9 protein-coding genes are annotated in these 13,641 nt (G+C 68.3%); 5 read left to right on the top strand and 4 right to left on the bottom strand.

Annotated features, from left to right (window positions below; translation table 11 throughout):
* Positions 1-189 precede the first annotated feature (189 nt).
* On the top strand, positions 190-1,113 hold the full coding sequence (locus L7D48_RS04045; RefSeq protein ID WP_237877445.1) for a transposase: 924 nt from the start codon (positions 190-192) through the stop codon (positions 1,111-1,113).
* Positions 1,114-1,168: 55 nt separating this feature from the next.
* Here the strand turns inward: L7D48_RS04045 and L7D48_RS04050 are convergent, their stop codons facing one another.
* Complete coding sequence (locus tag L7D48_RS04050; protein ID WP_237877446.1) at positions 1,169-2,137, bottom strand: PIN domain-containing protein; 969 nt, start codon at positions 2,135-2,137, stop codon at positions 1,169-1,171.
* A 455-nt stretch (positions 2,138-2,592) separates the two neighbouring features.
* Positions 2,593-3,801, bottom strand: a complete 1,209-nt coding sequence (locus L7D48_RS04055; protein WP_237877448.1) for a cellulase family glycosylhydrolase — start codon at positions 3,799-3,801, stop codon at positions 2,593-2,595.
* A 652-nt stretch (positions 3,802-4,453) separates the two neighbouring features.
* On the opposite strand from L7D48_RS04055, the gene L7D48_RS04060 reads away from it, so the two are divergent.
* From L7D48_RS04060 to L7D48_RS04070, 3 genes are all read left to right on the top strand, one after another.
* Positions 4,454-5,965: a cellulose binding domain-containing protein gene (locus L7D48_RS04060; RefSeq protein WP_237877450.1), complete on the top strand. Its 1,512-nt coding sequence runs from the start codon at positions 4,454-4,456 to the stop codon at positions 5,963-5,965.
* An 87-nt stretch (positions 5,966-6,052) separates the two neighbouring features.
* The gene (gene manA / locus L7D48_RS04065; RefSeq protein WP_237877452.1) at positions 6,053-7,297 is read left to right on the top strand and encodes a mannose-6-phosphate isomerase, class I; all 1,245 of its coding nucleotides are present in this window, start codon (positions 6,053-6,055) and stop codon (positions 7,295-7,297) included.
* 85 nt (positions 7,298-7,382) lie between these two features.
* The gene (locus L7D48_RS04070) at positions 7,383-8,357 is read left to right on the top strand and encodes an ROK family protein (RefSeq protein ID WP_237877454.1); all 975 of its coding nucleotides are present in this window, start codon (positions 7,383-7,385) and stop codon (positions 8,355-8,357) included.
* Between the two features lie 165 nt (positions 8,358-8,522).
* Here the strand turns inward: L7D48_RS04070 and L7D48_RS04075 are convergent, their stop codons facing one another.
* Positions 8,523-9,551, bottom strand: coding sequence for a LacI family DNA-binding transcriptional regulator (locus L7D48_RS04075; RefSeq protein WP_237877456.1), 1,029 nt, complete (start codon positions 9,549-9,551; stop codon positions 8,523-8,525).
* A complete protein-coding gene (locus L7D48_RS04080) occupies positions 9,548-11,995 on the bottom strand; it encodes a glycoside hydrolase family 2 protein (RefSeq protein ID WP_237877457.1) in 2,448 nt (815 codons plus the stop codon). Before L7D48_RS04080 ends, L7D48_RS04075 begins: the two co-directional genes overlap by 4 nt.
* Positions 11,996-12,266: 271 nt before the next feature.
* On the opposite strand from L7D48_RS04080, the gene L7D48_RS04085 reads away from it, so the two are divergent.
* A complete protein-coding gene (locus tag L7D48_RS04085) occupies positions 12,267-13,586 on the top strand; it encodes an ABC transporter substrate-binding protein (protein WP_237877459.1) in 1,320 nt (439 codons plus the stop codon).
* Positions 13,587-13,641 lie beyond the last annotated feature (55 nt).

Raw genomic sequence — 13,641 nt, forward strand, 5'->3', positions numbered from 1 at the left:
GTGGAACCCGGCGCCCACCCGACGCGACGGCCGGGCCGCCGGCCTGCCCGGGCTCAGGAGCAGAACGCGTGAGGGTCCGCCGACTCCGTCGGCGGACCCTCACGAAAGATCGAGGCTAACGAGCTCGTGCATGGTAGGCGGTGAGGCGTTGAGCTGCTGATCGCCGATCATGGTCGGGTGGTGGGGAACGTGCCTCGTGCAGCGATCATCAGCGACCGGAGGATCACGGGCCTGTCGGCCGACGTGATCGCTGAATTGGTCGCCGAGCTGGGCCCGTTGTGGCATGAGCGGCACCAGGCCAGGCTCACCTCCCGGCCGCGGAAGCGGGCGGTGGGCGCCGGCGCGAAGCACCGGCTGGTCTTCGTCGACCGGCTCCTGGCCACGCTCGTCCACCTCCGTCACGCCACCACGCATGACGTGCTGGCCTGCTGGTTCGGCGTGGACCGCTCCACCATCACCCGAGCCGTCGGCGAGGTGCGGCCCCTGCTCGCCGAGCGAGGCTGCACCATCGCCCCCGGCGTGCGGCTGCGGACTCTCGCCGAGGTCATCGACCACCTCGGTGCCAGCGGCAGGACCGGGATCATCGATGGCACCGAGATCCGGGTCCGGCGCCCGGCCGCCGGACGCCGGGACCGGGACAAGTTCATCTCCGGCAAGAGCAGGCAGAACGCCGTCAAGACCATGGTCGTCACCGACGCCGGCGGCCGGATACTGTTTGGCAGCCCGACCCGGCCGGGAAGCTGCGCGGACATCACCCATGCCCGCCAGCTGGGGCTGGCCAAGCTCCTGGCCGACGGGCCGGCCGTGGAGATCCTCGCCGACGCCGGCTACCAGGGCCTGGGCGCGCAGACCGGCGGACGGGTGGTGACACCACCGCACCGGAAGTTCACAAAGAACGCTCCCGACTGGTACGAGGAGATGTATGAGCGGCAGCGCACGGCGCACTCCTCTCGGCGCATCCGGGTCGAGCACGGCATCGCCCATCTGAAGAACTGGCGCGCCCTGGCCCGCCACCTCGGCCGCCGCGAGCACATCAGCGACACCGTCCAAGCCGTCGCCGGCCTGCTGTCCCACCAGCAGACCGCGGACCTGACGCCGACACGACAGAGGTGAACACCGAGTCTCACCAAGGTCCTCGACGCCTCACCGCCTACCGTGCACGAGCTCGTTAGGAACCCGCCGCTTCCGCCACTGCCTCGCTCTCGCTCTGGTTGCGAGCGTCCTGCCTCGCGCGGCGCTTTGCTCTGGTTCCAGGTTGCTGGGCCGCAGCCCAGTCGGGTTCCGGCCCCGGGTCCTTCGTTGGAATCTTCGTCACGGTCAGCCCGGCCGCATGGCCGCGGGTGTGCTGGCCAGTGTCGCAGGTCAAGAAACGCACGTCGTCACGGGCGAGTGACTGGATGGCGACGGCCCGGTCAATGATCTCGTCATCGGTGATGGGCAGCCGCGTGTGGCCGGTGGGGTCCAGCACGATCTCGAAGGTGATGGCGCCCCGCGCCTTCTCGGACGTGTACCGGGCCTGGCGCCAGCAGACCGCGGAGGTCCCTCCTTGCAGCGTCTTGTCCAGGAGCCCGAGGGTGTAGGAGGCGCGCCACCGCGCCTGCTGCTTGCTCGACTCCTTGAGGGCGTCCAGCTCGTCGACAACCGCCATGGGGAATAGGAGACGGATGCTGTCGGACGGGAAGATGCCGAGGACTGCAACGAGATCGAGTGTGTCGAGCCTGCTGGGCGCGTGAATGTAGAAGCTGGTGTCGGCGATGACGAACACCTCGCGCTTATCCCAGCGGGAGATGACCCTCTCGAGGTCGGTGACGGCCTCCTCCAAGGCCCGATCGCGCTCGGAAAGTTCTAGGTCGACGAGGCCGTTCACAAGACGCTGCTGCGCGGAGCCCGCGAGGGTGCCGCAGCTGGACAAGAGTGCCTGATAGCGGCGGGTGAGGACGAGGTGCTCAATGTCCCTGTTGCTGATCTGGTGGCGCAGACGGTCGGCCGAGTCCGTCGCCCACTCCAGGTATCGCAGGAGCCGGTCGTAGGCGCTGTTGTAGCCAGAGCCGCGGAGGTTCTGAGCGTTGAGCTGGACGCCCCTGAGGTGCTGTCGGATGGTGTCCCGGTCGGCTCCGGGGCGAGGTGTTATCAGCATCCTCCGATCATGCAGTGCGGGTCTGACAACGGTGCTTCACGGAATCGGCGAGGTCACCGAGTCGCTCGATAGGTGACGGACCGAGCTGCGCCCCGTGGCCTCTTGGCTGCGCAAGTCATCGATTGCCCGACCAGTCTCGAGCCCTCGACTCGGAAGGTGACAAGGCGCTCGTGACCGACGGTGATGGTGACCTCGGACGCGCTGGTGAAGGGCTCTGCGTCGGCAGTGTCAGGGAGGCGAAATGAGAGTGAGTCATGACGCTCGTTTGCCTTCGAGACCAAGGTCGCCAGGCGGGACACGGCACATTCTGCGAGGGCGGCCTCTCGACGTCGCTCGGGTGAAGCGGCCTGAGCCGTGGGGTCCTCGGCGGGCGTCACGCACCGTTGGCTGATTTCTGTATGACAGCACGCCCCGCTCGAGAGGCATCCGGGCGGGGCGTGCGATCATCGGGCTGGTCAGCGATCCGCAGCGCTGCCGCGGACGACGCAGGAACGGTTGTTCTCCCAGCCCCAGCCGTCACCGTCAGGGTCGGAGGCACTGCCGTGCACGCAGTACAGGTACCCGTTGGGAGCGAGGGCGCCGCGGACGACGCAGGAACGGTTGTTCTCCCAGCCCCAGCCGTCACCGTCAGGGTCGGAGGCACTGCCGTGCACGCAGTACGGGTAACCGTTGGGCGCGGTGTCGCCCGTGCCGCCGTCCTCACCGCCGTTGTCGCCGCCGCCGTAGACGGTGGCGCGCTCCGACGTGGCGACGATGCCGTTGCTGCCGTTGAAGAAACGGTCGCCCCAGCTGGTCAGCGAGTTCGGGTCGAAGCCGTTCACCATGTCGAGGTACTCGACGCCGCTTCCGTTGCCGCTCCACGACCAGCCGATGTAACCCACTCCGAGGGACTGGGCCGTGGCCATAATGGCGCCCTCGTCGGGGTTGCCGTCGCTGTGCTGGTCACCGAACTCGCCGACAACGATCGGGAGGCGGTTGCTCACGAAGGCATTGAGGTAGTCCTGCACCTCGGTCGCGGTGTCGTACACGCCGTACATGTGGATGGAGAAGATGGTGTTGCGGTCGGGGTCGGAGGCGAAGACCGACGCCGCGTTGTCCCGCATGGTGCCGGACCAGTCCTGCCCCCAGTTGGGAGCGTCAACCATCAGCGCGTGGTCGATGCCGGCGCCACGGAGCTTGGCGATGGCCGCCTTCGTCGCGTCGGTCCACGCGGTGTAGTTGGTGTTGCCGAAGGGCTCGTTGCCGATGTTGACGACGACGTAGTCCTCCTGGCCCTCCAGCGCGCTCTTCACGCTGACCCAGTAGTCGGCGGCCTGGTCCAGGCTGGTCGCCGCACTGTCCTCGCCGTAGCCGGTGGTGTCGTGCACCTCGAGGACGCAGATGACCCTGGCCTCCTTGCACTGGGAGATGAGTGTGGAGACCTGGGAGGCGCTCGTCTTCGTCCAGCGGCCGCCGCTGCTCAGAACGACCCGCACGGTGTTGGCGCCCTTGGCCGCGATGTCGGCGATGGAGCTGGTGCGCTCGGGGTACCAGGTGTAGGCGTGGTTGACCCCGCGCATGACGAATGCGTTGCCGTTGCCCTCGACGACGCGCCCGTTGCTGACGTGGATGCCGCCTTCAGCCGCCTCCGCCGTACCTGCAGAAGGCCCTGCGAGTGAGAGCAAGAGCCCGAGAAGGGCAGCGAACGCGGCCCAGGCCCTGGTGATCGGCGCGCTTCGTGACTTTTGCATGTGTCTCCTCGGAAGGTTGATGGGGGGAGTCGCTGCCTGGCCGCCGCACGCAGACGTCGGAACAGGTGGATGACAACGATGTCCGACAGCGGGAAGGCGTCGCCCGCCAGTAACTGAGCGAGCGTCAGGCGCCGTACGGCAGGCGCTGGGTGAGCGGTGCGAAGAGCCGCCGAGCGGCCGAACCCGGCTGCGGGCCGCTCAACGCCACACCATGAGGCACTGGATGTTCCACACATGTCAATAGACGGTTCGAGATTTGTTGCCAGGGGTGGATGGCGTCCTGCCGGCTAAACCGCTAAACCTGCTGCACAGGCAGCGGAATCCCCTCTGCCGCACCTTTGACCAAGGGAAACATGTCTTGCGAGATTGATTGACAGTCAAAGCGGCCCCCTCTACGTTCCCCGCAGGTTAACCGGTACATGTCAGTCGTCAGTCGAACGAGAGAGCCGCGATGCATGGTCACCTCCTCCCACCGGTCCGACGCCATTCGACACTCCTCGTCTTCCTGATCGTGGCCGCCCTGGCCGCTGCGTGTCTGTCGGTCATGCGGCCGCCTCCGGCCTCGGCCGCCTCCCAGGACTCCTTCGTGACACGCTGCGGGATCCGTTTCTGCCTGGACGGCGAGGAGTACTACTTCGCCGGCGCCAACGCCTACGACCTCTTCACCTTCGGGTCGGGCTCCGGTGACACGGAAACGCAGTTCATGGACAAGCAGCGCATCGACGCCCACATGGCCCGCATGCGCGACGACGGAGTCGACGTCGTCAGGCTGTGGATGTTCAGCCACGAGAGCTGGCACGGCTTCGAGAAGTCCGAAGGGGTTTACGACGAGCAGCAGTTCGCACTGTTCGACTACGTGATCGAGTCGGCTCGGGCCCATGGCCTGCGGCTGATGCCGGTCCTGGAGAACTACTGGGAGGCGTACGGCGGCATCGACACACGCCTGCGCTGGGAAGGACTGTCGGGCGGGCAGCCGGCCCGGGCAGCGTTCTTCGACAAGAACCGCTGCCCCGGGTGCTTCACCTCGTACAAGAACTACGTGAGTCACGCGCTGAACCGGACCAACCACTACAGCGGCGTCAAGTACAAGGACGATCCGACCATCTTCGCCTGGGACCTGATGAACGAGCCCCGTTACGAGGGGCAGAGCCAGGAGGAGAACGTCGAAGGGACCACCCTGCGCGCCTGGGTCGACGAGATGGGGGCGTTCGTCAAGGGGATCGACCCCCACCATCTGCTGGGTGCCGGCATCGAGGGACACGGCACGGAGTACGGCTTCGGCGGCGACGAAGGCAATCCCTTCGTCCATTTGCAGCAGTCCCCGTACCTGGACTTCACCTCGGCCCACCCCTACCCCACGGAGCACTGGGCAGACCTGACCCTCGAGGAGACGAAGTCCCTGGTCAGGGCCTGGATCAGGGACTCGCACGAGAAGGTCGGAAAGCCCTTCTTCATGGGGGAGTTCAACGTCCACAACGTCGACCGCGCAGCCTGGTGGCGCGAGATCTACGCCGACTTCGAAGCGGCCGGTGGCGACGGCAGCGCCTTCTGGTGGTACCAGGACCGGGAGATCGACGGCAAGTTCGGTGTCTCGCAGGGGGACCCGGAACTCGAGGTCTTCCGTGCCCACTCGGCCCGCATGGCCGCCAAGAGCGGCAGCTCCCCGACCGCCACCCCGACGCCGCCTCCTTCCACCGGCACGCCGACCGGGAGTCCGGAGCCGACGCCGAGCCCGGACCCGACCGGCACGCCCACGGCATCGCCCACCCCGGCCCAACGGTGCAAGGTCGGTTACCGGCTGTCCGACTGGGGGGCCACCTTCAACGCGGACGTCACGATCCACAACACCGGAACCGCTCCGGTGAACAACTGGGAGCTGTCCTTCTCGTTCTCCGGCAACCAGACCATCACCCAGATCTGGAACGGCACGCGGGTCCAGGACGGGCGCAGCGTGACCGTGACGCACCCTGCCGGCTACAACACGACCATCGCGCCGGGAGGGAGCGTGAACTTCGGCTTCAGCGGCACCTCCGAGGGCGGGACGAATCAGGTGCCCGCGTCCTTCACCCTGAACGGAACGGCATGCTCTTCAGCGTGACCACGGAACCGGGATTCACTATACCGGTTTAATAACAGGGCTCCACGGTCTCGTGGAAAACTTCTGTCCGCGGTTAACGTACGGAACGTGGACCTACTTCTTCCGATCATCAAGCCGTATGCGTGGGGCTCCCGCGAAGCTCTGGCCCGGCTGCAGGGGCGGACGACCCCTGCGGCCGGGCCGGAGGCGGAGCTGTGGATGGGTGCGCATCCGTCCGGCCCGGCGGGCCTGACCCGCGACGGACGGGCAACGACGCTCCTCGACGTCGTCACCGACGATCCCCACGCGGAACTGGGCACCGAGTGCGCCGAGCGGTTCGGGGGCAGACTGCCCTTTCTGCTCAAGGTGCTGGCCGCAGAGCAGCCGCTCTCCATACAGGTGCACCCCGACCAGGAGCAGGCGCGCGCCGGGTTCGCCGCTCAGGCGTCCGATGGCGGGCGCGGTCCCTACGTCGACGACTGGCCGAAACCCGAACTGCTCTACGCCCTGACCCGTTTCGAGGTGCTGGCCGGATTCCGTGACCGGGAGGAGGCCGCACGTCTCCTGCGGGGCCTCGAAGTGGAAGCACTGCGCCCCGTGATCGGCCTGCTGCACGCCGGGACCGACGAGCGGGCCCTGTCCGCGGCACTGCGTGCCCTACTGGAATGGCCGCCGGAGGCCCGCGCGGACCTCGTCCACTCCGTCGTGTCCTCGTGCCGGCGTGCTGCCGGGTCGACCGGCCCTGCCGCAGCCGCCTACGGGGCAGTGGTCCGCATGTCCCGGCATCACCCCGGGGACCTCGGCCTCGTGGCCTCGCTGCTGCTCGACCACCGGGTCCTGGAGCCCGGTGAGGCTCTGTTCATGCCGGCGGGCGGACTGCACGCCTACGTCCACGGTGTGGGCCTGGAACTGCTCGCCAATTCGGACAACGTGCTGCGCGCAGGGCTGACGACCAAGGAGGTGAACGTCCCGGAGCTGCTACGCATCACCAACCCGGCGGTGCGGGTTCCTGCCGTCATGCCGACCAGGGTCCAGGGACCGGGATCCACCTGGCTCTACGACTGCCCGGCTGCCGAGTTCGCCCTCTACCGCACGGATCTCGACGGCTCGCGCATCCCCCTCGTACCTGCGGCCGGCCCTCGTATCGCCTTCTGCCTGGACGGGTCGGCGAGCCTTCGCGCCACGGCGGCCGGGAGTACGCCGGTGCGGCTTGGCCCTGGCACCTCCTGCTTCCTCCCCGACTCGGACGGAGAAGCCCTCGTCGAAGGCAACGGCACCCTGTTCGTCGCCACCGTCGGCCGCCGCCCGGACCGGCGCGACACTCCCGCCCAACCTTCCGTCCCCCTTATTTGACAACGTTGTCGCCCTTCACAGCCTCCGTGGTCCGCCACCGCGGCACCCAAGGCTGTGCCGGGCGACCGGAGAAAGGACCGTATCGGTGTACGCCGCCCTGGACATCGGAGGGACCAAGATCGCGGGAGCGCTGGTGGACGAACGCGGCGCCGTCGTCCACCGTGCCGAGCTCCCCACGCCGGCCCGGGAATCCGCCCGACGTATGGCACGGACCGTCGACGCCGTGATCGACGCCCTGTCCGCCACTGCGGCCTGGAGCGCGGCGCGCGCCGTGGGTATCGCCAGCGCCGGACCGGTCGACACCGTGAGCGGCACGGTGAGCCCGGTGAACATTCCCGCCTGGCGCGACTTCCCCCTCGTCGACAGCGTGAGCGCCCATCCGGAGCTCTCCTTCGGCCCCGAGCCGATCCTGCTCGGGGACGCAGTGGCCATGGCCGCCGCCGAGCACTGGATCGGTGCCGCACGGGGAGCGGACAACGCTCTGTGCATGGTTGTCTCGACCGGTGTCGGCGGTGGATTCGTCCTGGGCGGGAGGCTGCATCCGGGAACCTCGGGGAACGCCGGCCACATAGGCCACATCTCCGTCGGCATCGACGGACCGCCCTGCCCCTGCGGGGCACGGGGATGCGTCGAGGGGTACGCCAGCGGGACAGCCATCGCCCGGTACGCCGTCGAGACGGGCTGGTCCCCAATGCCTGGCATGCAACCCTCCGCCGCGGCCGTCGCCGCGTCCGCGCGTCAGGGTGACGAACGGGCCCTGGCCGCCTACGACCGCTCGGCACGGGCCTTGGCCGCCGCGATCGCCGGTTGCGCGACGCTGCTGGAGATCGAGGTCGCGGTCATCGGCGGGGGCGTGGCGCAGGCGGGCGACACACTCTTCGGACCGCTGCGCCGTCACCTGCGGTCGTTCGCGGCACTCGGCTTCACGCGCGGCCTGGAGGTGCGGCCCGCCGCTCTGGGCGGGGACGCCGGTCTCATCGGCGCGGCGGCGGCGGCCCGCAGGCACCACGAGGAAATAGGGGCGCCTGGCTCACCAGCCGTTCCGCGATCGAGGACTTAACCGGTTTTGTTCTTGCGGTCGGTCGGTGTTTTCGGCGGGGTCCTGCCTCCTTCATCCGCAGAACCCCGCCGAGGCTCCCGACGGGCGGTTTCGGGGAGGAACTCCCGAAGCCAATGAGAAAGGGCGCGGCCTGAAGCCGCGCCCTTCCGTCGTGCCCGCCCGCCTCTACGAGGGAGGTGGGGCGGTCGATGCCCTCGGCACGAGCGAGGGAGTGGCGACGGGCCTTGACGTCACCTCGCGTTCTTCCAGCACATCGAACAGCACGCGTGCGACCTGGGCTCCGAAACCATGGACGTCGTGACTCATCGCCGTGAGCGTCGGATGGGTCAGCCGGCACAACTGGGAATCGTCCCAGGCCAGGAGCGACACCTCGTCAGGTACGGAGAAGCCCATCTCCGTGGCGACGCCGAGTCCCGCGACGGCCATGATGTCGTTGTCGTACAGGATCGCGGTGGGCCGGTCGCCGGCCAGCAACAGCGAACGGGTGGCCCGCGCGCCGTCCTCGCCCGAGAAACCGGTCTCGACGTGGGGTCCGCGCTCGAGGCCGAGTTCGCTCATGGCCTGTTCGAACGCTGTGGTCCGGATCGTGCTGTGTCCGAGCCCCCGGGGACCGCCGACGTGGGCGATCCGCCGGTGTCCCAGCACCGCCAGGTAGCGCACGGCCTCGGCGACGGCTGCGGCGTCGTCCGTCCACACCGAGGGGAACCCTCCGGTGAGGGACGGATGACCGACGGCGACAGCCGGGAGGCCGATCTCCTGCAGGGGCGAAATCCTCGGATCCTCGTCATGGAAGTCGACCAGGATCGAGCCCGCGATCTGCTGTTCCCGCCACCACCGTTGCTGCAGCCCTACTTCCTCCTCCAAGGAGTCGACGAGGCGTAGCAGCAGTGAGCAGTCCCGCTCGGCGAGGACGCTTTCGATGCCGGAGATGAACTCCATGTAGAACGGCTCCAGCCCGAGCAGCCTGGCAGGCCGGCAGATCGCCAGCCCGACCGCGTCGGCGGACTGACGCGACAGACTCCGGGCCGAGGAGTTCGGGGACCAGCCCAGACGCCGGGCCGCGGCGAAGATCCTCTCCCGGGTGGCCTCCGAGACTCCCGGTTTGTGGTTGAAGGCCAGGGAGACGGCTCCCTTGGAGACTCCGGCGGCCGCGGCGACGTCCTTGATGGTCACCCGCGCGGAAGGTGAGCTCATGCCGGTTCCACGCAGAACAGTGCCGCCGCGACGGCGTCGGCGCCCGTCTCGGTCGCGTTCGTGACGCGCAGCCGGAGATGCTCGCCGGGAAGCAGGGTGCGCAGACCGGTGTCGCATGCCGCGCCCGGGCCCAGCCGGTCGGCCTGCAGGAGAAGGTCGCGTACCAGTGTATGTGCGGTCACCACGACCTCGACATTACCCGGACCGGCGTCCGACGAGGACTCGACCGCCACGTCGTAGTCCGGGACCGGGTAGGCGAACTCCTTGTCGGTGACCGGCAGATGCACACTGCGCAGGTCCCCGCTGTCGGCGACGAGGAACTCCTTGGCGGAGGACGCGTCGGGGACCAGGTCCTGCGGCACGCACTGCCGGTGCGCCGTACGGGCGGCGACCGTCACCTCTATCACTCGCTCGGCCACGACGGCGCCGTCCGCCCGCATCCGGCGCAGAGTCACATGTGCCTCCCAGGGCTCGGCCGCCTGATTGACGACAGCGAGCACAGGCGCGTCGTCGCCGGGCTGGAGGGTGAGGAGCCGGTCGGCGTAGACGCGGCGCAGTTCGTGGTAGAGCGGCTTCGGACGGCCGTCGCCGTCGATCGCCGCCCAGGAGCTGACCGGCCAGCAGTCGTTGATCTGCCAGACCACCGTGCCGGCGCACACCGGCCAGTGGGAGCGCCAGTGCTCGATTCCGGCGGCCACCGCACGGGCCTGCACGACCTGCGTCAAGTAGTGCCAGCGGTCGAAGTCACCCTCTGGGAGGACGAAGTGGCGCTCGACACCGCGGTCGAGCTTGCCGTTGCCGTCCTCGGCCTTCTGGTGGTGGAGCATGCCGGGCGAGTCGGGTGCGAGGTCCTCGCCGGGCAGCGCGCGGCGCAGCGTCGCCATCGCCGGCGGGGCCTGCCAGCCGAACTCGGCGACGAAACGGGGCACCGAGTCGCGGTACTCGGCGTAGTCCCGGCGGTTCCACACCTCCCAGGAGTGGTGGGTGCCGTGCGCGGGGTCGTTGGGGTGGTGGTCCCAGGAGCCGGACCAGGGGCTGCCGGCGGTGTAGGGGCGGGTGGGGTCGAGTTCGGCGACGACGCGGGGCAGCAGGTCGAGGTAGTAGCCGCCGCCCCAGGAGTCGCCGTCGAGCTCCGGTTCCCAGCCCCAGTCGCGGAAGCCCCACAGGTTCTCGTTGTTGCCGTTCCACAGCACCAGGCTGGGGTGGGGCATCAGCCGGACGACGTTGTCGCGCGCCTCGGCCTCCACCTCGGAGCGCAGCGGCTGCTCCTCCGGGTAGGCGGCGCAGGCGAAGAGGAAGTCCTGCCAGACCATCAGGCCGAGCTCGTCGCAGGCGTCGTAGAAGGCTTCGTCCTCGTAGATCCCGCCGCCCCAGATCCTGACGAGGTCCACCCCTGCCTCGGCCGTCTGGCGCAGGCGGGTGCGGTACCGCTCGGGGGTGACACGCGAGGGGAAGACGTCGTCGGGGATCCAGTTCACGCCACGGGCGAAGATCCGCTCACCGTTGACGACGAGAGTGAACCCTGTACCGTGCCGGTCCGCCGAGCGGTCCAGTTCCACGGTCCGGAAGCCGATGCGCCGTCGCCAGGAGTCCAGGGGACGTTCCTCGTGCTCCGGACCGGTTCCTTCACCGTCCTCGACGAGCACGAGTTCCAGGTCGTAGAGGGGCTGCTCTCCATAGCCACGTGGCCACCACAGAGCGACGTCGGGCACGTCCAGCGTGATCACGGCCTGCGTCCCCTCCACGACGCCCCTGGCCACGGCGAGCCCCTGCCCGACGGTGGCACGCACGGCGAGCGGCCGTTCCGCTCCTTGTGCGGTCCGCTCGACCTCGACGCTCACCTCGACCCGGCCGGTGCCGTCGGCCACCGTCACCAGGGGGCGCACGTCGGCCAGCCGGGCCGTCGACCACCGCTCCAGCCGCACCGGTCGCCAGATGCCGGCGGTGACCAGCGTCGGCCCCCAGTCCCAGCCGAAGCTGCACGCCATCTTGCGGATGTACTGGAACGGCTCGGGGTACACGTTGGGTCGCTCACCCGTCACTGCCCGCACCGAAGCCGCCTCGTCGTAGGCGGAGGCGAACTCCACCTCCAGGAGGCCGTGCCGACCGGTGACGTCGAAGCGGTAACGCCGGTGCATGTTCCGGGTCCGGCCCAGTTCCCGACCGCCGAGAGTGATCGTCGCCGCGGTGTCCAGGCCGTTGAAAACCAGATCGGTCCGCTCGTGCGCCTCCCCGGAGGTATCGGCGGCACGCAGATCACGGATGTATGTCCAGGCTCGCTGCCCCACCCAGGCCACGTCCTTCTCGTTGGTGCCGAGGAAGGGGTCGGGGATCAGTCCGGCCGAGAGCAGATCGGTGTGAACGCAGCCAGGAACCTGGGCGGGGAGCTGGCTGCCGCTGTGGAGGAGGCTCCAGTCCTCGGTGAGCGGGACGACTTCCTTCATGTACGGCTCCTTCGGGGGGACGGGCCCGGTGTCGTATGCAACGCGACTCAACCTAACCCCGGACGGGTGAACCGGTCTAGTCCGCACCGAACGAGCGGGCACCTTGCTGTTTCAGCAAGAACCAGCAGGTCTCGACATATCAGCGTGCTCCCGAGGTAACGATTAAGTATCGCGGAGGATAGAGGAGCTTTACCGGTTCACAACTGGCTGACATAGTCGCCGTCAACCACCACCGGAGCCCGAGCCGTGATCCTTGGAAGGAGCTGGGCACATGGGGAAGAGGACGCTGAGCGTCGCTCTGTTCGCCGCGATGCTGACCGTTGCGGGGTGCAGCGGAGGAGCAAGTCCGAGCGCCGACGAGACCGCGGCCGCGCCGGCGAACCCGGACGACGCGTCGGGGAGCATCACCGTACTGACCAATCGCACCGACCTCGTCGAGGACGGAACGATGAAGAAGTACGCCGCCGAGTTCAACAAGGTCTACCCCAAGGTGAAGGTCACGTTCGAGGGCCTCACCGACTACGAGGGGGAGGTGAAGATCCGCATGAACACGGAGGACTACGGCGATGTCCTTCTGATTCCGTCCGCAGTCGCCAAGGGCGACTACCCGAAGTTCTTCGCTCCCCTCGGCGACACCTCGTCGATGAAGGAGACCTATCGCTTCACCGGCAAGACCGACGTCGCCGGCAAGACGTACGGCATCGCCACCTTCGGTACCGCCAACGGGCTGGTCTACAACAAGGCCCTGTGGAAGAAAGCCGGGATCACCGACTGGCCCACGACCACCGACGAGTTCCTCGACGATCTCAAGACCGTCAAGGAGAAGACCGGGGCGACTCCCTACTACACCAACTTCAAGGACGGCTGGCCGCTCGAGAGCCCTTGGACCAACGGTGTGGGATCGATCAGCTGCGACGCCCAGGCCACCGACCAGCTTGCGGCGACGGACGAGCCCTGGGCCGAGGGCAGCGACCTCCGCACCCTCGACGGGCTTCTCTTCGACATGGTCCAGCAGAAGCTGACCGAGAAGGACCCCGCCACCACGAACTGGGAGAGCTCCAAGACCCTTCTGGCCAAGGGCAAGGTCGGCAGCATGATGCTGGGCTCCTGGGCGATCAACCAGATGAGGGACGCGGCCGAGAAGGCAGGCCAGAACCCGGACGACATCGGATTCATGCCGGTCCCCTCCCAGAAGGACGGCAAGTTCTGCGCCACCCTGGTCTCGGACTATCAGCAGGCCGTCAACATCCACTCCGAGCACAAGGAGGCCGCCCGGGCATGGATCGACTGGTTCACCGAGAAGTCCGGCTACGCGACGAAGGAGGGAGCGGTCTCCGTCCTGAAGTCCGAAGCGATGCCGGCGACGCTCCAGGACTACGTTGACAACGATGTCCAGCTGATCGAACGTTCCGAGGCGAAGACCGCCGAGGTCAACGCCATCGACAACGCCGCCGAGATCGGGCTCAACAAGCCCGACTACCGGAAGAAGCTCATCGACATGGCCCGCGGTGCCACCGACGGCTCCTTCGAGAGCTACATCGAGGAGCTGAACAAGCGATGGTCCGAAGCCAGGCAGACCGTCGGTTCCTGACCCATCCCGACTGAACTCAGCACCTGCCGGGTCCCGCCCACCGTCTCGGACCGGG

The organism is Streptomyces sp. ICN903, from assembly GCF_022015835.1.
Classification (GTDB): Bacteria; Actinomycetota; Actinomycetes; order Streptomycetales; family Streptomycetaceae; genus Streptomyces; species Streptomyces fenghuangensis.